Genomic DNA, 25,061 nt, shown 5'->3' on the forward strand with positions numbered 1-25,061 from the left:
ATCAAACGCCTAGAGGTGACATTCATGACTGTTGAGCTGGATTATACATCACCAAATGTTAAATATTCATACGATCTGAATCAAAGCCCCCTTGTGAAATACGATCAGCATAACCTGATTAACGTTTTAGGAAAAAAACAATTAAATTCGTTGGATCAAGTATCTCTGCTGGATATATATTTGAGTAAAAGCAAAGTCGTAGAGCCTCATTATCATCAAAATGCCGCAGAGCTTGTTTATTGTATAGCCGGTTCTGCTGCCGTCTCGATGCTGAATCCATTTACAAAAAAACTGCACACCTATACCATCACCCCAGGACAGGTAGCAAACGTACCTCAAGGCTGGTGGCACTATGAAGTTGCCCTTCAAGACAGAACTCATTTGTTAGCCATTTTCAACGCATCTACGCCAGAAGTGATCCTAGGCTCAGACCTTCTCACCCTCACCCCTGCTCACATCATGGCACATACGTATTGCATGAACGAAACACAGTGGAAACAGGCGACACAGCCGGTGAAGCCAAGTGTGTTTATCGGACCATTTTGCCACAGAGAAGAGGAAGCACAAACGAACCCTGTCCCTCCGTCTCACTACATCCCTTATTATCAAGCACCGCCAAACTACGCCCCTTACTGGAATTAAGAAAAAAACCGATGCCCCTCTCAGAGCATCGGTTTTTTAGCTTATAAATTTTTTGCTGCTGCAATGACAAGCATGATCCAAGAAGCAATAAACGCCACTCCGCCAATTGGGGTAATGGCACCTAGAATCTTCACCTGAGTCAATGCCAGGACATAAAGGCTTCCTGAGAAGAAAAGGATACCTGCAAGCATCACCCAGCCAGCGGTTGGGACTAAAGAAACACCTGACAGCTTATCTGCAAGAAAGGCGACAATAAATAGTCCAATCGCATGGAACATCTGATATTGAACCCCTTTGTTCCAAATCTCTATATACTTTTCAGGGATTTTCCCTTCAAGACCGTGCGCACCGAAGGCTCCGAGTCCAACAGCTAGCATCGCATTAATCGCACCTAAAATGAAAAATAGTTTCATTCGTCATTCTCCTTATCTCGTCAATTATATTTATCATAGCGCGGGTGACAGACGATATTCAACTTTCCCTTTACGTTGACACGAGATTGTCGGATTTCTTTTTCTTTCGTAACAGAACTTGATCGACCGCGATCGCAATGAGTGTACCTAGAACAAGTCCATTGCTTAATAATGAAATGAGCACAGGATGCATGCCTTTCAAGGCTTCCTGCGGTACAAACATCGCCCCTACACCTGCTAAAACGGCAATCCCTAGGACAAAGCGAATCCGCGGAATTTCTTCTTTCTCATACTGATCAAACTCAGACATCGCAATCCCAATCATCGAGGAGAACACCACAAAGTTTACAGCAAGCCCCACAGGTGATGGCAATGCGGAGAAAAAGCTCATGAGCAGCGGGAATAAACTAATGAGTACAATGAGCAGACTTCCTATGAAAAATGGCTTTCTCGATGGAATTTTCGTTGTCTGGATAAATCCTGCTGCCCCGGAAATAGGTACAGGCGCAATCGCTCCGATCAATCCGCTCAGTAAGTGACCAAATGCTGCGACAAAACCAGCCGGACGAGCTCTCTTCCGCTCACGCAGTTCACCAAATGCCTTCACTGAACTTTCCACAATTCGAATACTTGCCAGCATGTTCACAATGAGTAATATCGTAATGAAAAAGGACGTGACAAGCAATCCACTGTCAAAGACTGGCATGCCGAATGGGAAAAGCTTCGGAAACTCGATGATTTTTTCTGGAATTCGAACCGGCTTTGCCAACCCGAGTAGAGCGAATAACAACCAGCCTCCTGCAAGGGCAAACAACACAGAAAACTGTCTTAAGTAATGCCATTTTGAGCGGCTGATCATGAAGGTCAGGATAATAATGAAGATTGATAAGCAAAAGACAAGCCCATCCACCTGATTTCCCCGATAGCCGATGCCCATCAGCCCTTTCATGATCGGCTGACTTAACTGGACAACTAATAATAGCAAGTAAATGCCTGTGACGACTGGCGTAAATAAAGACGCGAGCCAATTAATGATTTTAAATAAACTAAAAATAAAAAAGAAAGCGGCACTAAAAATTAAAGCCCCTTGTAGTGCTTGCAGAGTTTCAGGATACGTCGCAAAGATGGTTCCTGTCATACCTGCATAAAGGGTATACACACCCCACCAAAGCCCCGCTGGACTTTCATTGATCGGCAGCATATGGCCGCATAAACACTGAACCATCGCCACAAGACCAAGTGAAAAGAATGTACTTTGAATCAGCTCCGCTGACTGCACTTGGTTCAATTCAAATGCTTGTGCAATCGCAATTGGTACAGCAATAGAAGCTGCGATAAAAAATGCCATCCACTGAATGGCGCCCAAAAATAGTTTCAAACCGATCACCTTCCCTTTGTCGTGACAAGACCATTAAAAATCAAAGATAGAGTCGCCGTTCCCATCCTTCTCTTTTTGCCCCTCTTCTTGATGCTGAAATTTCTTCGCACCACTCGCACCCATCAGTTTCTCAAGCATGGCTTGATCTGAGGATACGGGCGGCGCGGGCGGTGTCTGTATCGAAGAAGGTGGCGAGATAACCGGCGTTTGCGGCATTTGCACCTGTGATGGTGCATCGAGAATGACATCACATAGTGAAGAAATCGCCGCCACTTGGCGTTTCACCTCTTCATCATTTTCACTTTGTTTCGCCTTTTGAACCGCTTCCTCCATTTTTTGAAGCAGGCTTGATATATGAATATTCAAGGGTAGACCCTCCAATCTAAAAAAGTCTCTTTTCAACATTATTTTACCAAATGAACAAACGAAATGGGTTCATTTTTTCAAAGCAGTCTGCTCCCGCCTCTCTTATTTGACCCGACATAGCCCTTCACACATAATAAAGGAAACAACATCGTTTATGAAAGGATTGAATAATGGACAAACTCACTACTCTTTTTCAGAAACAAAAAGTCTTTCAAAAGCCGCCGGTGGAAGAACGCATCCGTCTTCTTAAAGACTTAAAAGCAGCCATCAAACAGCATGAGAAGGATATTTTACAAGCCTTGGCCCATGATTTACATAAATCCGAACAGGAGGCCTACACAACAGAGATCGGGATGGTGTATGAGGAAATCAATCATACCATCAAGCACCTCCACAAATGGGCAAAACCAACACGCGTGAAAACGCCCCTCACTCATATCGGGTCGAAAAGTATGATTATGAAGGAACCTTATGGCAGTGTGCTCATCATTGCCCCTTGGAACTATCCTTTCCAATTGGCCCTTTCTCCATTAGTTGGTGCCATTGCTGCGGGTAATGCCGTTATTTTAAAACCGTCTGAGCTGACGCCGCAAGTTTCAGAAGTAATCAGTGCAATGGTCGAACCTGTATTTCAAGAAGACCATGTAGCTGTCGTAGAAGGCGGTGTAGATGTGAGTACAGAGCTGTTGAAACTGCCCTTTGATTATATCTTCTTTACAGGAAGTGTGGCAGTTGGCAAAGTCGTCATGGAAGCCGCCGCAAAGCATTTGACCCCTGTTACACTTGAGCTTGGCGGAAAAAGCCCTTGCATCGTCACGCCTGATGCAGATATCAAATTAGCGGCAAAGCGAATCACGTTCGGCAAATTTACCAATGCTGGCCAAACGTGTATTGCACCAGACTATTTGCTTGTTCATGAATCCATTAAAGACGATCTTTTACGGGAAATGACAGCCTGTATCCGTGACTTTTATGGCGACCAGCCTGAAACAAATCCGCACTTTGGGAAAAATGTCAGCCAGCGTCATTTTGACAGGCTCTCACAATTTCTCTCAAATGGAACGATCGTTACAGGTGGACAGCGCAACGAAGACGAGCTCAAAATTGCACCAACCATATTAGACCACATCACATGGGAAGATCCTGTCATGCAGGAGGAAATTTTCGGACCGATTCTGCCTGTCATGACCTTCGATTCTCTGCACGAGGCAGCTCATATGATCAAAACAAGACCGAAGCCGCTTGCGCTTTACTTATTTACAACAAGTAAAGAAACAGAAGCCTATATTCTAGACCATCTCTCATTTGGCGGAGGATGTATCAATGACACGCTCATGCATGTCGCTACTCCTTACCTGCCATTCGGAGGCGTGGGTGAAAGCGGCATGGGACGATATCACGGGAAAGAAAGCTTCTTTACGTTTACGCATGAAAAAAGCGTCCTGCGCCAAACCAATCGCTTCGATTTTTCCTTCCGTTATCCAAATGCGAAAAACGGACTCGACTTGGTTCGTAAATTTTTAAAATAAACAGGACGAAGGGTCTCTCCCCTCGTCCTCTTTTTACTCAATATCTTGGATACACCAGTTGATTTCTTCAATCCCCATTTGCTTTAAATACGCGTTTACCTTTGAAAACGGACGACTGCCAAAAAAGCCGTTTCTTGCAGAAAAAGGACTTGGATGAGGTGACTCAATGATGTAATGCTTGTTTTGATCAATGCGTTCTTTCTTATTTTGAGCATGTCTTCCCCACAGCACAAAAACGACGGGCTGATCACGTTCATTCAGCACATCAATCACGCGGTCTGTCACACGTTCCCAGCCCTTGCCTTTATGCGAGTTCGCCTCGCCCTTTCTCACGGTTAGCACAGTGTTTAAGAGCAGCACACCTTGCTCTGCCCAGCTCACAAGTGAGCCGTGATTTGGAACAGGACAGCCAAGATCATCCTTTAGCTCCTGAAAAATATTTCTCAATGATGGCGGATGCTTCACACCAGGCTGAACAGAAAAGCTTAATCCATGTGCCTGACATGGGCCATGATAAGGGTCTTGTCCCAAAATCACCACTTTGACCTCTTCATATGACGTCAAATGAAGCGCACGATAAACGTCATCTGGTTTCGGAAAAACGGTCTGCGTGCGATATTCTTCCTTCATCCATTCACGTAATTCGTGATAATATGGCTGTTCAAATTCACTTTTCATCACAGCCCACCAGCTATCATTTAAAAATGGCTTCATTGGGGTTCTCCTCCTTGTGTCTGCTGCGTTAGTCTTGAGATCATCGGTTTTCCATCCCACACAATCTCACTCTCTGATTCTCGTTTTTTCATTGCTGGTTCTTCTAATAAGACAGCAAAGTTCGCTGTCGGAAGGTCACCCAGCCCATGCTTTTCACTTAGATCATCTAAGTAGTTCTTCCTTGTCTCACCAAGATCACTAGACTGATTCCCTCCGCCGTCAAAAAACGCATAGATCACGCTGGCAGCTGGCACTCGTTTGATCCGGGCATGCTGTGATACACGCAAAAAGAAGTCCCAGTCCCAATAATGATGCATCGCTGGATCAAAATAGCCAATCTCATCGTGTATACAGCGTTTATACATACTGCCGGAAGGAACATATGTAGAAAAGACACGCATATCCTCAATAGCAGCTGTATACGCAAACAAACGTCTTGACACCGGGAAGCGGGTCGCGCCTTTTTCTTCAAATGACACAATTTCTGCATCAGAAAAGACAAAATCGGCGTCCTCCAGCGCCTTACTCATACGTTCAATATGACAAGGTGTAAAGTAATCATCGTCGTCACTCAGCATGATCACATCGCCAGTCAGCTCCCGCACCCCCACGTTTCTAGCATTCACATGCTGGACGTTCTCATCTAAATGGATCAAGCGGATCGGAAGTTCGGGGTAGAGTTCCTGAATGATCTCGACGCGCTCTCCTGCATCATTCACAACCACAATTTCAAAAGGCTGTACGGTTTGTCTCGTAATAGATTCAAGCAGCTCACACAGTGCGCTGAGCCGGTTATGTGTCACAATTAATAAGGAAATCTTCATATTCAGCTAACTCCTTTAATAGATTCGTCTTTTTCCATTAAAACATAAAATGACGTTCTTCTCATGATATAAAAGGCGGTTTGATGTGACGGGAAAATGGGAATTTTCGATGGAAAGGAGTGATCACGATGGAATATTTCACAGTAGAAAATAGCAAAGAAGCGAAGCAGACCATTGAACAAATACGCTCAGCAAAGGATGATATTTTTGTTTTTGCATACGATCCAGAACGCTCTGATACCGTCACAGAGCATACGAATGCCAAAAGCATGACAGCGGTCGATCAAGGAATTTTAGATCAAATTGCCAATGTCATCCGCACCCGGGATGACGAGCTCATGGCCAAAATGATGTCAGTTGGCGCCGATCAGGAATTAGCTTTAACTCTTTTAGACGAACTGAAAAAGGGGAAATTAGTGATTTTTAAAAGGTAAGGGGTAAGGCGTTCCTCCTAGAGTGGAACGCTTTTTTATGCCGTTTCATTGTGATAAATGGAAAAGCTGATTATAATAAGGATAGAACAGTAACTGTTACACATCACATTGGAGGTTCAGCAACTATGTCTATGAATAAAGCACTCACCATCGCAGGCTCGGATTCAAGCGGCGGTGCAGGTATCCAAGCAGATTTAAAAACGTTTCAAGAAAAAAACGTCTACGGGATGACAGCTTTAACCGTTGTCGTTGCAATGGACCCTCATAACCATTGGGATCATCAGGTGTTTCCAATTGATACGGCGACGATTCGTGCGCAGCTCTCTACCATTGTAGAAGGTATTGGGGTAGATGCGCTGAAAACGGGTATGCTCCCAACGGTCGACGTGATCGAACTTGCAGCTGACACCATCAAAACATACGATCTAAAAAATGTCGTCATTGATCCTGTTATGGTTTGTAAGGGTGCGAACGAAGTCCTTTATCCAGAGCACGCGGAAGCACTGCGCGAAAAGCTTACGCCACTGGCAACAGTCATCACGCCTAACCTTTTCGAAGCAGGTCAATTAAGCGGAATCGGTGAGATCAAAACGATCGAACAAATGGAAGAAGCAGCAAAACGCATTCACGAACTTGGTGCCAAGTATGTGGTCATCACTGGAGGCGGTAAGCTAAGCCCAGATAAAGCGATTGATTTGCTTTATGATGGACAAACCTTCGAACGACTTGAAACAGAGAAGATCGACACAGAATACACACACGGCGCAGGCTGCACATTCTCAGCAGCAGTCACAGCTGAACTGGCAAACGGCTCAGACGTGAAAGAAGCCATTTATGCAGCAAAAGAATTCATCACAGCTGCCATCAAAGGCTCTTTCCAGCTAAATGAATACATCGGACCAACAAAGCATTCTGCTCATCGTTTTGACAAATAAAACAGAAAAAACCCGATTCGCCTTGTTAGAAGGTGAATCGGGTTTTGTTTATCGATAGCTGCGTCTCTGTGCAAACAGCCAATCTGTTAAGCCTGGTGTCTCATAAGCAGGCGTCCATGATGCATGGTCATATCCATACTTGCTTGCGTACTCCGTATAAAGCGGCTGGCCGCCAGCTTTTTGAATAGCTTGAATTGTATTTCTCGCATAGCTGATAGGGATAATGGAATCATCTTCTGCATGAAATGCCCATATCGGCTTGTGCGCTAAAATTCCTGCCTTGCTTGGATCTGCACCCCCCGCAATAGGAATCATCGCTGCAAACAAACGAGGATATGTGATGTTCAACTGGTACGTCCCAAATCCACCTTGTGATAAACCCGTCGCATAAATTCTTTTCTGATCAATCTGATAAGAAGTTAACACATGCTGAAGGACATCATAAGCTTTGTGTAAATCTGGTGAAAATTGAAACACGTTTGTCAGATCGATTTCATTTTGCAAATTTCTTGTTAATGCAAATCCTCCATCGACAGCATTTCGCGCCTGAGGTGCTAGTACGTACGAAGGATGTTTCTTTTGGACTTCAGGGGAAGCCCATAAAACTGCACCATCATTCGCAAGTAACTGCTTTTGATTGTCTGTTCCCCTCTCCCCGCCTCCATGTAAGAACAGGACTAGAGGATAGGCTTTACCCCTCTTACGGTTTTTTGGAATATACAGCCGATAAGGCATTCCTTGGTATTCGAAAGATAAAAAAGATGATGCAATGTCCTCTCGTGTGACAAAGCGATAATTGTACGTAGACGTGGAAAGGCGGTGGTTTCTCTTGTAAGCGCTTACTTTTAAAGTCGTATCAGTTTCTATATGAATGGGCTTTTTGTATAACTGACTTTGAGTTGTCGGCTGGCTGCCATCTGTTGTGTAATAAAGAGAAGCTTTTTGAACGTGAGAATGCAGAGCTACCTCTTGTGAACGATAATATTGACCAGATGGGACTGAAGCAGTTGATGCAAAATACGACGTATGATTTCGGGCAGAAGAAACGGAAGGAAAAAGAAAACTCATAGAAAATAGGACAATGATAAAGGTGATCAGGCATTTCTTGGTTGTATGGTTCATATCGTTCCTCCTGTACATGCTCAGATGAATTTTTATTTATTATTTATCATGACAATAGAAATGTCAACGCTTTCATTTTAATTTCTGAATCATCTGACCGAAATAAAAGAGTGCACTCGCACGCAAGTACACTCTTTTATCCATAAATGAATACCTACTTTTGCTGATCAGATTCTTTCGCCATTTTTCGAATAAAGGCTTCAATGGATTCAACAAATAAGGCATATTCTTTCATTTGTTTATACGTATCTGACAGCTTCTCTTTTAATTCTTCCTGCTCTAGAGAAGGTTCACCGAGAATAGATTGGACTTGAATGAGCAATTCTTTATATTCTTCACGTTTATCTTCAACATGATCTGCCATTGTCTCCAAGCGTTTTCTAGTCGTCGGCTGCTGTTTTGAATTCAAATAAACAACCCCTTTTTTGTCCTACCGCATTTGGATAAACGTCAGCCTCAGCTGTATATATTTTAAAATGATACCATAATGCCACTTGATATCCTATATGTAAAACGTCATCAAACCGCTTCCAGTCAGCCTTGTATATACACGTTATAGGCTATAAGATACAGGTTGATTTAACTAGAAAAAGCAGATCAATGATCAGCTCAGATTGTAGAGACACCCATGTTTTTCTACAATCAACTATAAGAAAAAGTATAATTAACTCCACAGTTTTAACAACGTTAAGAAAGGTTTAATGGTCTTAGAGAATCGAACGCAACCATTTTTTAGAATTAGGTATTCTCCTAGTGATATGCTCCCATCCTAAGGAGAAATATGATGTAAGAATGGATTAAGCAGTAAAGCTTTATAAAGAGTGAGATCACACTGTAAATCAAATTTGTGAAATCACAATGTCTAGGGCATCATTGTATAGAAAGCTATCGGAAAGGAACAGTTGATGAGTTATACTAAAAAATCAGAAATGTATAACAGAAAATAAATTTCATATAGAGGTGAAATCACATGCCTAAAATTGACAATATGTTAGCAATTCTATGGATGCTTCATTCAGGTGAGAAAATTACTGCGAAACAAATTTCAGAAAAGTTAGAAATTAATATAAGGACTGTGTATCGTTATATTGATACAATTTCAACAAGTGGCGTACCTATAATTTCAGAACCAGGACATAACGGTGGATACACTTTAATGAACAATTTCATTGAGGCTCCTCTTTTTTTTGATTCTGAGGAACAAACTTCACTATTTCACGCTGCTGTTTTTGCAGAAGAAGCCGGATATTACGGAGGTGAAGCCTTAAATAGGGCCATTTCAAAACTAAGTAAATACTCAAATCAAGAGCAGGAATCAAAGATAAACCAACATGTAACTAGTCTTGAAGTAATAAGTCGAGTAAGTTCTTTCTCTATGGAATCTTCTTTGAAAGAGTTGGAGCAGGCCTTAGCGCACAGGCATTCAGTAAAAATTCTTTACCAGAAAATTGGAGAAAAGCAATTAAATTATAGATTGATTGATCCGTACAGAATTATCTATTGGAATAATAAGTGGTATGTGATTGGATTTTGTCATCTAAGAAATGATATCCGCAGTTTTAGAGTAGATCGAATTGAAAGTCTTATGCTAACTGAAAATCATTTTAACAGACCAGAAAATTTTTCAGCACGTGACTTTTTTATAAAAAACCTCCTTCCAACTATAGAAGATAAGGAAGAAATTATTTCATTGGTTATTAATGGGGATAAAAGTGTATTGGCTGATATTTGCCAACATTGGTTTTTAGGACATTATTTACAAGAACGGACTTCAAATCAAGCAGTTTTTCTTCTTGAAAAAGACATGATACATACATATGTACCTTATTTACTTTTACCGTACAATAAATCTATTAAAGTTATTGAGCCAATAAGTCTTAAAAAAAGACTTATTGAAGTTCTGTCGGAATTAATAAAATTTCACCAAGTATGATAACTTCCCTGACGTTAACTGTCAGGGAAGTTATTTTATAATAGCTATATCACTTGTGATTGGAGTGTTATTGGATGCAAACAAAAAAAGTATTTCTATATGTATTTAACACAATGTCGGACTGGGAATATGGATATTTAATTGCTGAACTAAACTCAGGAAGATATTTCAAAAAAGGTTTAGCACCTTTAAAAGTAATGACAGTAGGAGCTAATAAAGAAATGATTACTACTATGGGAGGACTGAGCATAAAACCAGATATTTCCCTCGATGAATGTATTCTTGAGAGTAAAGATCTTTTAATTTTACCAGGAGGGACTACTTGGAATGAAGAAATTCATCAACCCACCTTAGAATTAGTTGGCAAGGCTTTAAAGAATGACACTATTGTTGCTGCAATTTGTGGTGCCACTGAGGCTCTTGCGAACATGGGATACTTAGATACTAGAAAGCATACAAGTAATAATTTAGAATACACTAAAATGGTATGTCCTAACTATAAAGGGGAAAAGTTCTATGAGGCGGGATCTGCAATATCTGATGCGAATTTAGTTACTGCCTCAGGAATAGCCCCTCTGGAATTTGCGATGGAAGTATTGAAAAAATTAGATGTATTTGCACCAGATACATTACATTCATGGTATAACCTAAATAAGACTCATCAACCTGAATACTTCTTCAAGTTAATGAATTCAATAAATAGCTGAGCTAAAAAATCAACTTAGCAGGTTTATGTTAATTCAAATAAAAAGAATGAAACATCACATGCTCTAACATCCTACTTTAACAAGCTATTCACTCTATTGAAATTAGAGGAGATCGTTCCTTGATAAAGGGGTCTTAGCAGCCCAACAATGGAACGCTGTAATTGTATTTCTTTCATTGGTCATGTACAAGCACTTCCTCTGCGCTTTTCAGGAAAATAGAGGTTTACTCACTGCGCAAAACGTTAATCAACTCCTTGTTGTATCAACGTTTACAAGAGTTTTTTGGTTCAAGTTGGTTCAAAATATCAATTTGACAAAAAATTTAAAAGGTTTAAAGCATCAGCATCTTGCTGGTGCTTTTTTCTGGCATCAATTCAAGATAATAGTTCTGCGTTGTCTGAATATTGATATGACTTTAGCGTTTTGATACATAGGCAATATCGCTATCTTGAGAGAATAGAAATGATGCATGGGTATCACGTAATCCATGAAACGTCGTTTTGAGAATATCTAACTTTTTGAGTAATTTAGCTGATTGATGGAATCCGTCAGAATCAAAATAAAAGCCACCTGCTTTAATGGGGAGTTTTTTGAGTATTTGATAGACTTCTTTATTGATGGGCACATCACGTTTAGAATTTTTAATTTTTAAAGAAGTGTCATCAGAAGTTGGACATATGGAACGTCTAACCTATATGCCGTACTCATATACATCTTCTGGCCGAATACCTAAAAGTTCACAACGCCGCAATCCAGTTTCTAAAGCAAGCAATACCAACACATTAAACTCGTCATCGGTATTTTCTAGAATGTATCTGCGTAATGTTTTAAAATCGGTAATTGATAGGGCTTTATTACGCTTAGGTAATTCCTCATCACGAGTTTTTACCAAACTAGCAAAATCACTCACTAGGTAACCTCTAGCATACGCATCACGTAGAGCCGTTTTGATTTTTAAGAGAACTTCATGTGCTGTCTTACGGGAATGTGTTTTAGCATACTCGTCGATTTTACGTTGAACTACGATGTCATTCAAATCTTTTAACTGAATGTCACCAAAAAGTCGTTTAACAATACTTGACGAAGTACGTTGGTAATTTGAAAAGTAGTTTCTTTGACATCATTTTTTTTGATAATATAAATCCAATTTTCAAAGTACACAGCAAAAGTGGTAGAACGCTCAGCTAATTGTTTCCCATTTCCTTTTTCTAATTCATTTTCTAAAGCCCAACGCTTTGCTTCACTTTTTTTATCAAATGATTTTGTCAATTTCTTATGTTGACCATTTCCTACTGGAATGTGACAATAAGAACGTTGATCTGTCAATAGTTGAGACAGTTTCCTGTTACTTGTTAGCCCCCTGTTAGAACATGGGGTTAACACATACTAAAAAAGGAATCCGCATCGGTTTGGCTTCGCCACCGACACGGATTCTTTTTGTATGGTTTAGTTTAATTTCTGAATTTAGTTTTTCGCCAAACCAGACAGTTCAATCAGCGTTCCTTTACTTGAATCATCTGCTAAGTTTTCTCTACTTTGTAAATGTGTGATAACAAATACTATTAATACTATATGACTCTTTCAGTTTTAAAAAAATTGATTTATTAAATGTATTAAATAATGGAATTCCTTTCCCAAGTATAACAGGAACTGTAGCAATACGATATTCATCAATCAAATTCTTTTCAACTAACGGCATTATTACACTATTTCCGCCAACAATCCAGATAGCTTTTCCATTTTCATTTTTCGCTCTCTCTACAAGATCAACTACATTCTCACTTGAGAAATTTACGTTCGCTCTATCGTCACCATCTCTATTAGTTAACACGTAATTAACTTTATTCTCGTATGGATAAAAGTTTGGAGATAGTTCATTTACTACTTGATCATAAGTTGTTCTTCCCATGATAACAGTATCTATCTCCTTGTAAAATTTATTATAGGTTTCATCTTTTTCTAATCCCGAAGTTTCATCTAATGATAACCATTCAATTCCTCCAGCAGAATCTGCGATATATCCATCAATACTTGTAGCAATGTAAAGTATTACTTTTCTCGTCATTTTATTCTCCTCCTTTTATTAAGCATAATTTTATATTATACTGTTAAGTGAAGAAGAAAAAGATACAAAAATAGATTTTGTCTCAAAATAGAACTTTTTTAATTATGACTCTTGGGAGATTATGATGAAAGCAGTTAATCAAAAGAAATATATATGGGAACAATTTTATTCACTCCTTACAAATGAAGAATGGACATTTTCTAAAATTCCTATAAATACAATATGCGAACAATCAGGGATTCATCGTTCAACTTTCTATAGACTTTTTCATGATAAATACAATCTATTAGAATTTGGAGCTTCCATTTTATGGAGCAAATTTACTGAAATTAATATTCATGATAGAATACATCAACCTTTTCAAACAGCTGACGCTTTTTATAAATTTTCTAAAGCAAGAAAGCTGATCAGTAATCATGTAAATGATGAACCGTTCAACCTTTTTTTAACTGAATATCTATCAAAATTACTTGTAATAGAAATGGAGTATTATTTCGAAGAAATGCTCCCTACTAGTTTTGAACCTTCTTTTCTTAGTAAATATATTCTGTCTAATATCAATTTTTTAGACAACTGGAATAAATCACTAACTAAGAGATTAACGCCCAAAGAACTAGATTCCTTATATCACAAGTTAATCTTAAAAGATTTATTTCAGTAAAATACGTAACATTTTAGACCTGAAAGAATCAAAATGTGTTTTCGGAAACCAAAAGATGTTTAGTTGAAAAAGAAATCATAATAAAAAGCGAAAAAAAGACTGATATGTGTTATCAGTCTTTTTTAGGGGACAGTTCGGGGATACTTAGTCCAAACTAAGAACAATTGTATTCAACTATCATCTATCGTGGTTCAAATTGATTCAAATGTTGCCTATAGATTGAGATTCTTAATAATTACTTTGTCTCTTCTCAAAACAAAAAGAAGCAGGCTATCCCTTCCTGCTTCTTTTTCGCTCTTCTTTAGCTTTAGTAGTGATATTTCATACAGGTAGATTTCTACCTATACAAACTCATGATTCATCTCTTTTTTCTTGTTTGACATTCCTTATCCTTGATCGGCACCTTTTCTATCAATCGTGAAGGCGGCTGAAGAGTTCCCTTATTTATAGCATTGCGCTGTTTCTTGGTACTTATCAACTGGAAAATTCAATTTCACATCATACTGATCATCGTTGTAGAAGACGTAGACGTTTCCCTACTTGTTGAGCAGATCAACGACCTGCTTCTCTTTGTAAATGCCATGTTTTTAGTTTAAGATTTGTTTCATTTCTACCACTGATCGAGATTGATTTATTTCCCGGGGAAGGAAAGTAACGAGCAGTCAATACTTCCCGGCCTCCGTTTACAAAAATCTCAATCGACGATGCATCGATAAAGATGTGAAGATCGTGTAATTCCTCTATTGCTACTTCTCGAACTTCTTTTGATCGATCTTCAAATCGATCTCGCTCTAGTGTCAGTTTGCCCTCATCTTTATCATAAATGATACGGGCTGCCGCTCGAATACAGCATTCAAACCCTTTTTGTGTATCAATTTGATCAATGAATAACTCTGCGCTCGTAATATCATCTACAGGAATCGATTGAACGGAGCGTTTGATATGGAAAATATGCTCTTGTTCGTTGGTTCTCATCGCCTGAAGCTCAGTGACTGGCTTTTGAATCAGATGTCCGTCATCATCTAAACGCAGCTCTCTCGGAATGGTGAGGCAGTGTATCCATTGATACGAAATCGTTGGGTGATGCTCTTCTCCTTGATCAGGCACTCCCATCCATCCGATTAGAAGGCGTCTGCCTGATTCGTCTAGAAAGGTTTGCTGCGCATAGAAGTCAAAGCCTCGGTCCAGCTCCTCAAATGCTCCGTGCGTATATTGATAAGTATGGTCATCCAATCTCCCAACAAAATAGCCTGATTGATGTGTATTATGATATTTTAAGCCATCCGGCTTGAGCCCCTGCGGCGACACAATCAATACATCCCGGCCATCTAATTCAAATAGATCTGGACATTCCCACATATAGCCGAAATCCTCTAATCCATTTTTCCCACTGCCTGCAATGATGCCTTGAAACGTCCAATTATCTAAAGTATCAGAGGTAAACAAGACGAGATTCCCTTTCAGGTTCAGGCTTTGTGCACCTAGAACCATGTACCACTGGCCATTTCGCTTCCATACTTTCGGATCACGAAAATGGGCGGTGAATCCATCTGGCAGCGTCGCCACGACTCCTTTTTTCTGAAAATGAATGCCATCCTCTGAAACAGCTAAACATTGATACGTCTCGCGGTTCCCTTGTTCATCGCGAACGTTGCCAGTGTACATCACATACATATGTCCATCGTCAATGACTGCACTGCCAGAATAACAGCCGTTTTGATCAAACCAATCACTTGGCGCAAGGGCGGCTTCCTCGTGCTGCCAATTTACTAGATCTGTCGATGTGTAATGGCCCCAAAATTTTGCGCCGTGACCCGTTTCGAATGGCTGCCACTGATAAAAAACGTGGTAAACGCCTTTCCACTGAATCAACCCATTCGGGTCATTTAAAAGACCTACTGGCGGCATTAAATGAAAATGCTGGCGGTACACATCTTTTTTCACCAAATGCTCGTAGTTTCGAATACGTTCTGCTACCTTTTGACGAAGTACTGCGTCAGTTGTTGTCATGACTGTGACCACTCCTTGATTATTTTTCGACTTCTTTTACTTTAAAGATGATGGTGAGAGTAAATGAAACAGCAACAGCGATTAACATACCAATCACATAATTCACCACATTTTGCACACCGAATGGCGCTGCAATTGCAATCATCGGAATCCCCGTTAAACCATAGGCGTTGGCGGCTACCTTTGTGAAGACAACAAATGCCCCGCCTAATGCGCCTCCGATCATCGCGGCAATAAACGGTTTACGATAGCGGAGGTTGACACCGAATATAACAGGCTCGGTAATCCCTAGGAAAGCTGAGAAGGCTGCAGGAAGTGCAATTTCTTTTGTTTTCGCGCGTTTCGCTAAGAAAAAGACTGCCAAGCCTGCCCCGCCTTGCGCTACGTTGGACATCGCCCAAATTGGCAGCAAATAGTTCCGCCCAATATCATTCAGCAGTCCTGCTTCAATCGCATGGAAGCTATGATGAACCCCTGTGAGCACAATGAGAGAGTAGGCTCCTCCGAAAATAAGTCCTGCTAAGAACCCTGCGTGATCATAAATAAATGTCAGTGCATTCGAAATTCCTGTACCGAGCATTCTTCCAAGCGGTCCAACAGCAATAAACGTCACAAATCCAGTCACAATCACCGTCACAAATGGGGTCACAAGTAAATCAATACTGTTCGGAACCACTTTTCTTAAATACTTTTCAACAAGGCACATGATGTACACAGTCAATAACACTGGAATGACTGTTCCTTGGTAACCAAGAAGAGCAATATCAAAATTGAATAAATGCATATACTCTGGTTTCGCATCCGTCAGTCCCCACGGATTGAGCAGGTTCGGGTGAATCATAATCCCCCCAATAACGGCTCCTAAATACGGATTTCCACCAAACTCTTTCGCTGCACTGACACCAATTAAAATCGGTAAAATGATAAAGGCTGCACTTGAGAACATATCAAGCATTTGGAAGATCGCGGAGCTTGGGTCAGCCCATTTGAAGGCTTTCATCATGCCTAAAAGCCCCATTAATAAACCGCTTGCAACAATGGCTGGAATGATCGGTACAAAAATATTTGACAACGTCTTTGCAAAACGTGCAAGTGGATTCATTTTTTGTTTCACTGCTTCATCATGGCTGACAGGTTTTTCTTTCTCGTCGTCTGTCTCAAGGCCGGTCTCACGAGCAAATGGTTCATATACTTTGTTGACCGCTCCCGTTCCAAAAATGATTTGGAATTGCCCCGAGCTTGAGAAAGCCCCCTTTACCCCTTCAAGTTCCTCAATGGCATCTTTGTCAATCAGTTCCTCATCTTTCATCACCAATCTGAGTCTTGTTGCACAATGCGTGGCACTGATGACATTTTTCTTGCCGCCTAATAGTTCTGTTAATTCTTTGGCTGTTTTTTGATAATCCATGTTGTCTCCTCCTTTTTTAAAACAAAAAAGACCTAAAATTCACTAACGATAAAAGGACATACACGTCCCCTCGTTACGCAAATTTTAGGTCTTGCCTGCCTGACAGTCACAATCCCACGATATCAAGTTTTGATTACGCTTTCATCATAGTACAAGAGCGTCACGTGCGTCAACCTCTTTTTTCGAATCTATTGACCCATATACACTATTTAAAGTAGTGTGCATAAAAAAAAGCCTGCATGCAGGCACAACCACTAAACCAATTCGGCATCCTGCAGACGCTGGACATGCAGCGTGATGTAGCCGATCTCCGATTCAGGGAGATGAAGTTCATATTCATTTTTTAACAATTCAGCGAGTCCACGTGCACACTGGTAAGCCAAATCATACTTTGTTTGGATAAAACTCAGCATGTCATCGTCCATGATTTGAAATGCCTCATTTGATTCCAACCTGCCTAATGCATACCTCAAATGTGTCACAAGTCGCTGATAGGAAATACTATCCTCATCAATTGAATGCTGAAAATAGCTTTCTATATGCTCGATCATTTCTTTGATCATCGTTGTATATTTCACGGTTTTTTTCATAGACTCCGTATTCATTTTGGCCGTATGAATATGGAGTGCCACATACCCTGCCTCATCGTCCGGCAGTTCAACCCCAAGCCGATCCTTTACATAACGAATGGCATACTTTCCAATTTCATATTCCTGCTTATATAAGACTTTGATCTCACCAAGCAATTTATTATATAGCACAATGCCCTTTTGAATGCGCTCAATGGCAAAGGATAAATGGTCAGTCAGTGATATGTGGATATGATCACTAAGCGGCATCATCAGTTCACCCTCTGCATAACTGATGATATGCTCTGCCACCTCAATATGCGCTTCGGGCAATGTCGCAAGAATTTGTTTGAATTTCTCATTTTCTTCACGCACAACAAAGATTTTCTCTATTTTTTGAACGGGAATGACGTCATTTTTCCCCTTCTGAAAAGCAATTCCGGGCCCCATCACAATTTTCTCCTGATCATCCTCCTTTACAATCACTGCATTGTTATTCAATATCTTATATATCTTCAAGGGGTATCCTCTCCCACTAGATAACATTTCTTATGTGGGATTTTACCCTGTTTCATCTCCCATGTAAAGGTAAGAGCGGACCAGCACGCGCCTCTCTCGTCGTCTTCTCATCAAGCATCATCAGACTTTGCTTAAACAGTTTCTCTGACCTGCGCTTCTTGTTCTTTTCTTCTGCCAGCTTCTCTAGCTCTCTCTCGTTCACGACTTGAAAGAAACGATCATCCACCGCAGCCGCCTGAAAACGTTGCTGCTTCATCATCACACCAGGATTCACAAGCACATTCATCATGAAACCAAACCATACACTCAACCAGTTTCTGAATTTCCTCACCGAACATCCCTCCGCTTTTCTTAGAATCTAGCAGTTCTAGCAAAACAACTGCTCCTATCATATCCCGAGAAAAAAGAGAGGTTTGTCACAATCTGGGTGAAAAAACAAACTAGTTTTCAGAAGTTTTGTTGAAAAGTGCAGAAAATCATCATGTACGAGGGTGTTTGAATAAAAATTTTATACACACTATATCCAAAAGATAAGCACACCTTATCAACAGGGTTTATCCACATATCAACACCCCATTACTAGATTTTGTGTATGAGATTTTTTTGTTTTCCATATATATATCTAAATAATTGAGTTATCAACAGGATTTTGTGCATAAGTGAGACTTTATAAACAAAATAGTTCTTTATAACTATGTAAAATAAGACCATTTTAGTAAAGGAATTGTTTTCATCGTATTGAATACTTAATAACGGGCAGTGAATCTTTCCTATTTATTCACAAAAAGAAAGGCTATCTCCCTAAAAACACAGCTAGAAAGGGGAAAATTAATGAAAAAGGTCATCTCTCGTTCTTCTGTTCTATTGTTCTCCACTATTTTTATTTTATCCACATTCTTTACAGGTCAACAGGCTAGTGCCGCTCCATCAAACAAACAGGTGGAACTGGAAAAAGCAGAAATCTTCGGTGAAATCAATGTCAATTCTAGAAAACACACCACTGTCATTGTTGAATTAAAGGAAAAATCCTTAGTTGAAGCAAAGCAAGAAGGCAAAGCTCAAACAAAGGCCTCCCTCAAAAAATCTCGAACAAAAGTAAAAAATGAAGCACTCAAAGAAATTGATAAAGCGAGTGTTCGTCAAGAATACGAAAAAGTCTTCTCTGGTTTCTCGATGAAACTTCCTGCAAACGAAATTCCGAAGCTGCTCGCAGTTGACGGAGTAAAAGCCGTTTATCCGGATGTTACATATCAAACAGATGAAGTGAAAAAAGAAAGCATCCAGCTTCCAAACGAAGATGTCTCCCCCCTTATGGATAAAAGCGCTCCATTTATCGGTGCCCCAAAAGCTTGGGATGCCGGCTACTCTGGAAAAGGGGTAAAAGTCGCTGTCATTGATACTGGAGTAGACTATACCCACCCTGATTTAAAAGGAAACTTCGGTTTATACAAAGGCTATGATTTTGTTGATAATGATTATTCTCCGCAAGAGACACCTAAAGGAGACCCTAGAGGTGAATCGACAGACCATGGCACACACGTCGCAGGAACAATTGCTGCCAATGGACAAATTAAAGGTGTCGCAAAGGATGCCTCACTTCTTGCGTACCGTGTACTTGGACCAGGCGGTTCTGGGACGACTGAAAACGTCCTTGCAGGCATCGACCGTGCTGTTACTGATGGAGCAGATGTCATGAACCTCTCTCTCGGAAATAGTGTGAATAATCCTGATTATGCTACAAGCATCGCACTCGATTGGGCCATGTCTGAAGGCGTTGTCGCTGTCACATCAAATGGAAACAGCGGTCCGAACAGCTGGACAGTCGGATCTCCCGGCACGTCAAGAGATGCAATATCTGTCGGAGCAACTCAGCTTCCTTACAGCCTTTACAATGTGAAATTCACGAACTATTCTACTGCAAAAGTGATGGGCTACTACCAAGAGAGTGATTTAAAAGCACTTGACCAAAAACAAGTCACACTCGTCCATGCAGGTATCGGTGACGAAAAAGCATTTGAAGACATCGATGTGAAAGGAAAGGTTGCCGTGATCGAACGAGGAGCCATTGCCTTTGTTGATAAAGTCGACAATGCAAAAGCTGCTGGTGCAATCGGCGTTGTGATGTATAACAACACCGATGGAGAAATCCCTGTCGATGTACCGGGTCTTGCTCTTCCTACGATTAAGCTTTCAAAAGCTGAAGGAACGGCGCTTGTCAAAGCCATTGAGGCTGGAAACAATACAACGACTTTCTCCATTCAATTTGTCAAAGAACTTAGTGAGCAAGTCGCTGACTTCTCCTCTCGTGGACCAGTTGTGGATACGTGGATGATTAAACCTGATTTATCAGCGCCAGGCGTCAGCATTGTGAGTACAATCCCAACGCATGATCCTTCTCAGCCTTACGGATATGGCTCAAAGCAAGGGACAAGCATGGCTTCACCGCATGTCGCAGGGGTTGCAGCGATCATGAAGCAAGCAAAACCATCTTACTCAACAGAACAAATCAAAGCATTACTCATGAATACAGCAGAAAAACTATTTGACGCAAACGGCAGCCCATTCCCTCACAACACACAAGGGACAGGCAGTGTTCGAATCATTGAATCACTCCAAGCGTCATCTATCGTTTCTGATGCGAGTTATTCTTACGGCACTTTCTTGAAAGAAAAAGGCGTTCAAATCAAAACAAAGAAATTCAAGGTAGAAAACCTTTCAAAAGCACCGAAAACGTATACCATTGATTACAAATTCGATGGCAGCGGCATCAGCATAAATGGAACGAAAAAAATCACTGTCAAAGGGAATTCCACTGGGTCCTTTACTTCCGCGGTACAAGTGAAATATGGTAAAACGAAAAAAGGAACGTACCAAGGCAGCATTACCCTTCGCGAAAATGGCAGAAAGGTCACAGAGATTCCGACTTTATTGATTGTAAAAGAGCCTGATTATCCTCGCGTCACATCGGTTTCTGTAGAGCCGGATAACCGTGCTGGAAGCTATGTCATTAGCAGCTATCTGCCTGGCGGAGCTGAAAACCTTGCATTCCTCGTCTACTCGACAGATGGAGAGTATTTAGGTGAAGCAGGTGTTTATCAACATGTTGATAAAGGAGAACACCGCGTAAAATGGAATGGCACAATTAATCAAGGTCAAAAGCTCGAATCTGGTGAGTATACAATGCTTGCGTATGCAAGTTTGAAAGGGAAATCCGACACTGTTCAAACGAAGGAACCTTTCGATATTTATCCTGAATAAATGTGAATCACAAGAAAAGCCTTGTATGAGTGGATCGCTCATCAAGGCTTTTCGATCATATATGGAGGAAAGAGAGATTGATGTTGATATTGCTATGGATCGTTTCTTTTTTTATTGCTTTTTTTCTAACGATCACCTTGGTGTATTTTTTCACCCTTTTATATGCGAACCATCCTCGTCCTTTTCATCAAGCATGCGAGCTGACGGTCTATGTGTCCTTCATTTACCCGCTTAGTTTGCTGGTGACAGCCGCGTTTATTTTCATCATGATGCTCCTCTTCCCTATCTACCGGCTGCGTGGACGGTAAACAGACATACATACGTTATGCATCAAAGGCTTCTTTTAATAAACGATAAGATGTGAGCCGGTCTTGCATGCGGTGAGTGATGGTCACGGCGATCACTTCATCTGTACGATAAGCCTTCGTTAATGCCGTCAGCTGTTTTTTCACAGAAGATGGCGTTCCAACCACCATCCTTTGACGATTGGCAGCCACTCGTTTTTGTTCATACGGACTATAGGAATAAGCCTGTGCCTCTTCATATGAAGGAAAGCCCCCGAGGTTTTGCCCCTGTTCATTGGCGAGTAAGGATAAATCTAAGCTGACTGCCAGTTTTTCTGCCTGTTCCTCTGTTTCAGCACATAAAACGAAGACCGCCAGACTAACGCGCGGCTCATCACCGAATGCTGAAGGTTCGAACCGGTTGATATATTGCTCCACAGAATCTTCTCCGCCTTCGCCATTGATAAATAGCGCAAACGTATAGCCTGCACCTGCTTTCGCCGCAAGTCTTGCACTTCCTCCAGAGGAACCAAGCATCCATACCTCTGGTGCAGTCTCTACCTTCGGAGAAGCGATTAAATGAGGCAGTGGATAAAATTCATCTGCTAGGTCATGTAAATAGACCTTCAGCTCTTCTACCTGCTCAGGATATTGATCACCTAGACGTTTTCGTTCACCATGATGAAGAGCTATGGAGGAAATGGGCATACCACCAGGAGCACGTCCAATCCCAAGATCGATTCTGCCAGGAGCGAGGGCTTCAAGAACCCTGAAGTTCTCTGCTACTTTATAGGCGCTATAGTGAGGCAGCATCACACCGCCTGAGCCAATACGTATGTTTGACGTAACGGCTGATAAATGACCGAGAAGCACCTCTGGGCTCGATCCTGCAAGCCGGTTTGAAAAGTGATGCTCTGATACCCAAAAACGGTGATAGCCCCACTTCTCTGCCTGCTTTGCCAATTCAACCGTTTGCTTTAAGGCTTCAGCAGGTGTTGCATCTCCAATCAAAGGAGATTGATCCAGTATACTTAATTTCATCTTACTGCACCTCTTACAGAAATCCCCCTCTCTCAATCGAAAGGGGGATTTCTTATTTATTTTCGATTAAAGCCCTTCTCTTTCACAAATTCCCCAAGGAAGGCACGCTTTGGCTGACTAAAGCCGCGAAGCATCTGCTTAGACCAAGTATCTGTTCTCTCTCCGTTTGTCCGTTCTTCATAATATGATGAAATACGATCATCGTATTCTTTTAAATAACGATCCACATGCGCTTCATCTTGCTGATATGAATTTTCATGATAAATGAGTTCAACTGGCAGTCGTTCCTTTTGTGACGATTGATTCGCTGGATGTCCGACAACCAGACCAAATAACGGCAGCACATATGATGGCGTTTCAAGCAAATCAGAGACTTCTCTCAGTTGATTACGCAGACCGCCTATATAGCAGATCCCAAGTCCCATTGATTCTGCGGCTATACTCATATTTTGCGCAGCGAGCGCTGTATCAATGACGCTAATGAGAAAGGCTTCTGTATTCTCAAGCGCCTCCTGATGATTCTTACCTGCTTTTTTTGCAATATCATCATGGCGTTTCAAGTCTGCACAGAAGACAAAGAAATGCCCATTCTTCTCAACGTATGGCTGATTCCCAGCCAGTTCAGCAAGCTTGGCCTTCTTCTCCTGATCTGTCACCCCAATAATACTATACGCCTGTACATAGCTTGATGTCGAAGCAGCCTGTGCACTTTTAATAAGTGTCAGCACCTCTTCTTCGGACAAACGCTCGTCTGTAAACGAACGGATGGACCGATGATTTAATATCGTTTCTATCGTTTTGTTCAATTCGAAGACCTCCTTCACTTCTACTATCATAAGGCAAAGCCATATGGCTTTTCAAAAATTAAAACTCGAATGAAAAAAGACAGTCTATGCTTAGACTGCCCTTACCCGTTTTATTTAAATAAATAACTTTGGTATTTCGTTAATTGAACACTTGCATTATAAGCAATCCCGAATCCAATGAGAACAGATAAAACAGAGCTTCCTCCGAAGCTGATAAATAGGAGCGGAATTCCTGTTACAGGCATCACGCCTATGTTCATCCCAATGTTCTGGAACGTATGGATCACAATAAGTGCTGTATATCCCACACAGAAGAATGACGCGAATCGGCTATAAGGATGGATACGGTCAATCAGCACGACAAGCCGGTAGATCAAGAAGAAGAACATGATCACAACAAACGCACAGCCGATAAAGCCAAAGGCTTCTCCTATAATGGAGAAAATCATATCTGTTTGTGCTTCTGGGACATAGACCTTTAAGTTTTTAACCCCATTCCCAAAAATCTGTCCAGCACCAATAGCCATAATGGCCTGGTCTACTTGGTATTTATCAGACCCCGACGCATCCTGAGTCTGCGCTTGGTTGGCTGACGTTGAACTATCAGGTAGCCAAGCGGTAATCCGGTTAATCTGATACTGCTGAATACCAATTGTTTTCGCAACATCAGGGAAAAGTATGATCACGGCTAACACAGCGGCAACTAAAAGCACAACAACGGAACCGATGAGAGAAATCAGCTTCCAATTGACCCCTGATAAAAACACCATCACAACGACAATAAACATACAGACAGCTGCCGTACCTGCATCCTGTAAGAAAATCAGTCCAACTGGAACAGCTGCCACCCCGGCAATTTTTAATAGAAGGAAGATATCATCTTCTAATGTCCGTTTTCCTCTAGGGCTTGACTTGCCAATAACAGATGCGAGCATCATAATCAAACCAATTTTCATGAACTCTGAGGGCTGAAGTGTTCCAACCCCCGGTATCACAAACCAGCTTTTTGCACCATTTTTAATTGGAGCAAAATCATGACCTCCGATTTGTGCAGGAGCGACTTTCAGAAAGAGTAACAACAGGATGCCGCCTATAAAAATATAGAGACTTAGCTTCTCTAATTGCTCCAAATCAAAGTAATTTATGGCTACGATACATATAACTCCGACCATGTAGTAAATAATCTGTCTGGTCCATGCATTAGATCCATACTGCCCAAATTGACCCGCAGCATAAATCGCAATGACACTGATGGCAAAGAAGGCTAAAAATATAAAAATTAAATCCCCTTGATAGTACGGAGATGTATTCTGCTTGTTCATGAACTAACCACCCTTATTACAAAACATAAAAGCCCTTATTTATATTAGATTGAAATTTTCACAAAAGCAACTCACCTTAAATATGACGGAAGATACATCCGAAAGGTTCCAATCATTTTTC

General features: G+C 41.0%; 26 protein-coding genes and 1 pseudogene. 10 read left to right on the forward strand and 17 right to left on the reverse strand.

Going from position 1 to position 25,061, the window contains the following annotated elements:
• Window positions 1–24 precede the first annotated feature (24 nt).
• The gene (locus NSS78_RS18070; RefSeq protein ID WP_050944496.1) at window positions 25–642 is read left to right on the forward strand and encodes a cupin domain-containing protein; all 618 of its coding nucleotides are present in this window, start codon (window positions 25–27) and stop codon (window positions 640–642) included.
• Between the two features lie 41 nt (window positions 643–683).
• Here NSS78_RS18070 and NSS78_RS18075 read toward each other — a convergent pair whose 3' ends face one another.
• The 3 genes from NSS78_RS18075 to NSS78_RS18085 form a co-directional block, all read right to left on the reverse strand.
• Window positions 684–1,055 carry a DUF423 domain-containing protein gene (locus NSS78_RS18075; RefSeq protein ID WP_003215282.1) on the reverse strand — a complete coding sequence of 124 codons (372 nt, stop codon included), beginning with the start codon at window positions 1,053–1,055 and terminating at the stop codon, window positions 684–686.
• 70 nt (window positions 1,056–1,125) lie between these two features.
• A complete protein-coding gene (locus NSS78_RS18080) occupies window positions 1,126–2,433 on the reverse strand; it encodes a purine/pyrimidine permease (RefSeq protein WP_003214905.1) in 1,308 nt (435 codons plus the stop codon).
• Window positions 2,434–2,466: 33 nt separating this feature from the next.
• Window positions 2,467–2,799 carry a YwdI family protein gene (locus NSS78_RS18085; protein ID WP_137054229.1) on the reverse strand — a complete coding sequence of 111 codons (333 nt, stop codon included), beginning with the start codon at window positions 2,797–2,799 and terminating at the stop codon, window positions 2,467–2,469.
• A gap of 170 nt (window positions 2,800–2,969) precedes the next feature.
• Here NSS78_RS18085 and NSS78_RS18090 point away from each other — a divergent pair, with 170 nt between their 5' ends.
• Window positions 2,970–4,328, forward strand: coding sequence for an aldehyde dehydrogenase (locus NSS78_RS18090; RefSeq protein ID WP_342468244.1), 1,359 nt, complete (start codon window positions 2,970–2,972; stop codon window positions 4,326–4,328).
• A gap of 33 nt (window positions 4,329–4,361) precedes the next feature.
• On the opposite strand, the gene NSS78_RS18095 is transcribed toward NSS78_RS18090, so the two are convergent.
• Window positions 4,362–5,042, reverse strand: a complete 681-nt coding sequence (locus NSS78_RS18095; protein WP_212045678.1) for a uracil-DNA glycosylase — start codon at window positions 5,040–5,042, stop codon at window positions 4,362–4,364.
• Complete coding sequence (locus tag NSS78_RS18100) at window positions 5,039–5,866, reverse strand: glycosyltransferase family 2 protein (protein WP_003214726.1); 828 nt, start codon at window positions 5,864–5,866, stop codon at window positions 5,039–5,041. Before NSS78_RS18100 ends, NSS78_RS18095 begins: the two co-directional genes overlap by 4 nt.
• Window positions 5,867–5,994: 128 nt before the next feature.
• Between NSS78_RS18100 and NSS78_RS18105 the strand changes: the two genes are divergently transcribed.
• Both NSS78_RS18105 and NSS78_RS18110 read left to right on the forward strand, forming a co-directional pair.
• On the forward strand, window positions 5,995–6,300 hold the full coding sequence (locus tag NSS78_RS18105; RefSeq protein WP_137054226.1) for a general stress protein: 306 nt from the start codon (window positions 5,995–5,997) through the stop codon (window positions 6,298–6,300).
• 125 nt (window positions 6,301–6,425) lie between these two features.
• The gene (locus tag NSS78_RS18110; protein ID WP_044140232.1) at window positions 6,426–7,235 is read left to right on the forward strand and encodes a bifunctional hydroxymethylpyrimidine kinase/phosphomethylpyrimidine kinase; all 810 of its coding nucleotides are present in this window, start codon (window positions 6,426–6,428) and stop codon (window positions 7,233–7,235) included.
• A gap of 48 nt (window positions 7,236–7,283) precedes the next feature.
• Here NSS78_RS18110 and NSS78_RS18115 read toward each other — a convergent pair whose 3' ends face one another.
• Window positions 7,284–8,357: a chitobiase/beta-hexosaminidase C-terminal domain-containing protein gene (locus NSS78_RS18115; RefSeq protein ID WP_226804386.1), complete on the reverse strand. Its 1,074-nt coding sequence runs from the start codon at window positions 8,355–8,357 to the stop codon at window positions 7,284–7,286.
• Window positions 8,358–8,511: 154 nt separating this feature from the next.
• Window positions 8,512–8,766: a hypothetical protein gene (locus tag NSS78_RS18120; RefSeq protein ID WP_008359596.1), complete on the reverse strand. Its 255-nt coding sequence runs from the start codon at window positions 8,764–8,766 to the stop codon at window positions 8,512–8,514.
• A gap of 383 nt (window positions 8,767–9,149) precedes the next feature.
• On the opposite strand from NSS78_RS18120, the pseudogene NSS78_RS18125 reads away from it, so the two are divergent.
• From NSS78_RS18125 to NSS78_RS18135, 3 genes and pseudogenes are all read left to right on the forward strand, one after another.
• Window positions 9,150–9,263 (forward strand): annotated as a pseudogene (locus NSS78_RS18125) (helix-turn-helix domain-containing protein); the annotation flags it as partial.
• 64 nt (window positions 9,264–9,327) lie between these two features.
• Window positions 9,328–10,290 (forward strand): WYL domain-containing protein, encoded by a 963-nt coding sequence (locus NSS78_RS18130; protein ID WP_212045680.1) that lies wholly within the window; start codon window positions 9,328–9,330, stop codon window positions 10,288–10,290.
• 74 nt (window positions 10,291–10,364) lie between these two features.
• Window positions 10,365–10,997: a type 1 glutamine amidotransferase family protein gene (locus NSS78_RS18135; protein WP_212045681.1), complete on the forward strand. Its 633-nt coding sequence runs from the start codon at window positions 10,365–10,367 to the stop codon at window positions 10,995–10,997.
• Between the two features lie 691 nt (window positions 10,998–11,688).
• Here NSS78_RS18135 and NSS78_RS18140 read toward each other — a convergent pair.
• From NSS78_RS18140 to NSS78_RS18150, 3 genes are all read right to left on the reverse strand, one after another.
• Window positions 11,689–11,907 carry a hypothetical protein gene (locus NSS78_RS18140; RefSeq protein WP_249118180.1) on the reverse strand — a complete coding sequence of 73 codons (219 nt, stop codon included), beginning with the start codon at window positions 11,905–11,907 and terminating at the stop codon, window positions 11,689–11,691.
• Between the two features lie 131 nt (window positions 11,908–12,038).
• Entirely contained in the window at window positions 12,039–12,323 is a 285-nt protein-coding gene (locus NSS78_RS18145; protein WP_249118181.1) for a hypothetical protein, read from the reverse strand.
• A gap of 205 nt (window positions 12,324–12,528) precedes the next feature.
• Window positions 12,529–13,062 (reverse strand): dihydrofolate reductase family protein, encoded by a 534-nt coding sequence (locus NSS78_RS18150; RefSeq protein WP_212045682.1) that lies wholly within the window; start codon window positions 13,060–13,062, stop codon window positions 12,529–12,531.
• 121 nt (window positions 13,063–13,183) lie between these two features.
• On the opposite strand from NSS78_RS18150, the gene NSS78_RS18155 reads away from it, so the two are divergent.
• Entirely contained in the window at window positions 13,184–13,723 is a 540-nt protein-coding gene (locus tag NSS78_RS18155; protein ID WP_342468245.1) for a hypothetical protein, read from the forward strand.
• Between the two features lie 552 nt (window positions 13,724–14,275).
• On the opposite strand, the gene NSS78_RS18160 is transcribed toward NSS78_RS18155, so the two are convergent.
• The 4 genes from NSS78_RS18160 to NSS78_RS18175 form a co-directional block, all read right to left on the reverse strand.
• A complete protein-coding gene (locus NSS78_RS18160; RefSeq protein ID WP_050944506.1) occupies window positions 14,276–15,733 on the reverse strand; it encodes a sucrose-6-phosphate hydrolase in 1,458 nt (485 codons plus the stop codon).
• A 19-nt stretch (window positions 15,734–15,752) separates the two neighbouring features.
• Window positions 15,753–17,141 (reverse strand): sucrose-specific PTS transporter subunit IIBC, encoded by a 1,389-nt coding sequence (locus tag NSS78_RS18165; protein WP_212045684.1) that lies wholly within the window; start codon window positions 17,139–17,141, stop codon window positions 15,753–15,755.
• Window positions 17,142–17,395: 254 nt separating this feature from the next.
• Complete coding sequence (locus NSS78_RS18170) at window positions 17,396–18,229, reverse strand: PRD domain-containing protein (protein ID WP_137054220.1); 834 nt, start codon at window positions 18,227–18,229, stop codon at window positions 17,396–17,398.
• A 52-nt stretch (window positions 18,230–18,281) separates the two neighbouring features.
• Window positions 18,282–18,560, reverse strand: a complete 279-nt coding sequence (locus tag NSS78_RS18175; RefSeq protein WP_137054219.1) for a hypothetical protein — start codon at window positions 18,558–18,560, stop codon at window positions 18,282–18,284.
• Window positions 18,561–19,060: 500 nt separating this feature from the next.
• Here NSS78_RS18175 and NSS78_RS18180 point away from each other — a divergent pair, with 500 nt between their 5' ends.
• Both NSS78_RS18180 and NSS78_RS18185 read left to right on the forward strand, forming a co-directional pair.
• Window positions 19,061–21,487 (forward strand): S8 family serine peptidase, encoded by a 2,427-nt coding sequence (locus NSS78_RS18180; RefSeq protein ID WP_309216069.1) that lies wholly within the window; start codon window positions 19,061–19,063, stop codon window positions 21,485–21,487.
• A gap of 80 nt (window positions 21,488–21,567) precedes the next feature.
• Window positions 21,568–21,795 (forward strand): hypothetical protein, encoded by a 228-nt coding sequence (locus tag NSS78_RS18185; protein WP_003214732.1) that lies wholly within the window; start codon window positions 21,568–21,570, stop codon window positions 21,793–21,795.
• 15 nt (window positions 21,796–21,810) lie between these two features.
• Here NSS78_RS18185 and NSS78_RS18190 read toward each other — a convergent pair whose 3' ends face one another.
• The 3 genes from NSS78_RS18190 to NSS78_RS18200 form a co-directional block, all read right to left on the reverse strand.
• A complete protein-coding gene (locus NSS78_RS18190) occupies window positions 21,811–22,812 on the reverse strand; it encodes an LLM class flavin-dependent oxidoreductase (protein ID WP_309216070.1) in 1,002 nt (333 codons plus the stop codon).
• A gap of 56 nt (window positions 22,813–22,868) precedes the next feature.
• Window positions 22,869–23,618 (reverse strand): oxygen-insensitive NADPH nitroreductase, encoded by a 750-nt coding sequence (gene nfsA, locus NSS78_RS18195; RefSeq protein WP_226804398.1) that lies wholly within the window; start codon window positions 23,616–23,618, stop codon window positions 22,869–22,871.
• 110 nt (window positions 23,619–23,728) lie between these two features.
• Window positions 23,729–24,940 (reverse strand): FtsW/RodA/SpoVE family cell cycle protein, encoded by a 1,212-nt coding sequence (locus NSS78_RS18200; protein WP_106066982.1) that lies wholly within the window; start codon window positions 24,938–24,940, stop codon window positions 23,729–23,731.
• Between the last annotated feature and the right edge of the window lie 121 nt (window positions 24,941–25,061).

Origin of the sequence: Bacillus sp. FSL W8-0920 (assembly GCF_038593215.1) — a bacterium.
Taxonomy (GTDB): Bacteria; Bacillota; Bacilli; order Bacillales; family Bacillaceae; genus Bacillus; species Bacillus pumilus.

What these genes read in the sequence shown, in the direction of transcription:
- NSS78_RS18185 (WP_003214732.1), top strand. Translation starts at nt 21,568, where the DNA reads ATGTTGATATTGCTATGGATCGTTTCTTTTTTTATTGCTTTTTTTCTA.
- NSS78_RS18160 (WP_050944506.1), bottom strand. Translation starts at nt 15,733, where the DNA reads ATGACAACAACTGACGCAGTACTTCGTCAAAAGGTAGCAGAACGTATT.
- NSS78_RS18180 (WP_309216069.1), top strand. Translation starts at nt 19,061, where the DNA reads ATGAAAAAGGTCATCTCTCGTTCTTCTGTTCTATTGTTCTCCACTATT.
- NSS78_RS18115 (WP_226804386.1), bottom strand. Translation starts at nt 8,357, where the DNA reads ATGAACCATACAACCAAGAAATGCCTGATCACCTTTATCATTGTCCTA.
- NSS78_RS18090 (WP_342468244.1), top strand. Translation starts at nt 2,970, where the DNA reads ATGGACAAACTCACTACTCTTTTTCAGAAACAAAAAGTCTTTCAAAAG.
- NSS78_RS18165 (WP_212045684.1), bottom strand. Translation starts at nt 17,141, where the DNA reads ATGGATTATCAAAAAACAGCCAAAGAATTAACAGAACTATTAGGCGGC.
- NSS78_RS18105 (WP_137054226.1), top strand. Translation starts at nt 5,995, where the DNA reads ATGGAATATTTCACAGTAGAAAATAGCAAAGAAGCGAAGCAGACCATT.
- NSS78_RS18190 (WP_309216070.1), bottom strand. Translation starts at nt 22,812, where the DNA reads ATGAAATTAAGTATACTGGATCAATCTCCTTTGATTGGAGATGCAACA.
- NSS78_RS18100 (WP_003214726.1), bottom strand. Translation starts at nt 5,866, where the DNA reads ATGAAGATTTCCTTATTAATTGTGACACATAACCGGCTCAGCGCACTG.
- NSS78_RS18155 (WP_342468245.1), top strand. Translation starts at nt 13,184, where the DNA reads ATGATGAAAGCAGTTAATCAAAAGAAATATATATGGGAACAATTTTAT.
- NSS78_RS18075 (WP_003215282.1), bottom strand. Translation starts at nt 1,055, where the DNA reads ATGAAACTATTTTTCATTTTAGGTGCGATTAATGCGATGCTAGCTGTT.
- NSS78_RS18110 (WP_044140232.1), top strand. Translation starts at nt 6,426, where the DNA reads ATGTCTATGAATAAAGCACTCACCATCGCAGGCTCGGATTCAAGCGGC.
- NSS78_RS18095 (WP_212045678.1), bottom strand. Translation starts at nt 5,042, where the DNA reads ATGAAGCCATTTTTAAATGATAGCTGGTGGGCTGTGATGAAAAGTGAA.
- NSS78_RS18150 (WP_212045682.1), bottom strand. Translation starts at nt 13,062, where the DNA reads ATGACGAGAAAAGTAATACTTTACATTGCTACAAGTATTGATGGATAT.
- NSS78_RS18135 (WP_212045681.1), top strand. Translation starts at nt 10,365, where the DNA reads ATGCAAACAAAAAAAGTATTTCTATATGTATTTAACACAATGTCGGAC.
- NSS78_RS18070 (WP_050944496.1), top strand. Translation starts at nt 25, where the DNA reads ATGACTGTTGAGCTGGATTATACATCACCAAATGTTAAATATTCATAC.
- NSS78_RS18130 (WP_212045680.1), top strand. Translation starts at nt 9,328, where the DNA reads ATGCCTAAAATTGACAATATGTTAGCAATTCTATGGATGCTTCATTCA.
- NSS78_RS18200 (WP_106066982.1), bottom strand. Translation starts at nt 24,940, where the DNA reads ATGAACAAGCAGAATACATCTCCGTACTATCAAGGGGATTTAATTTTT.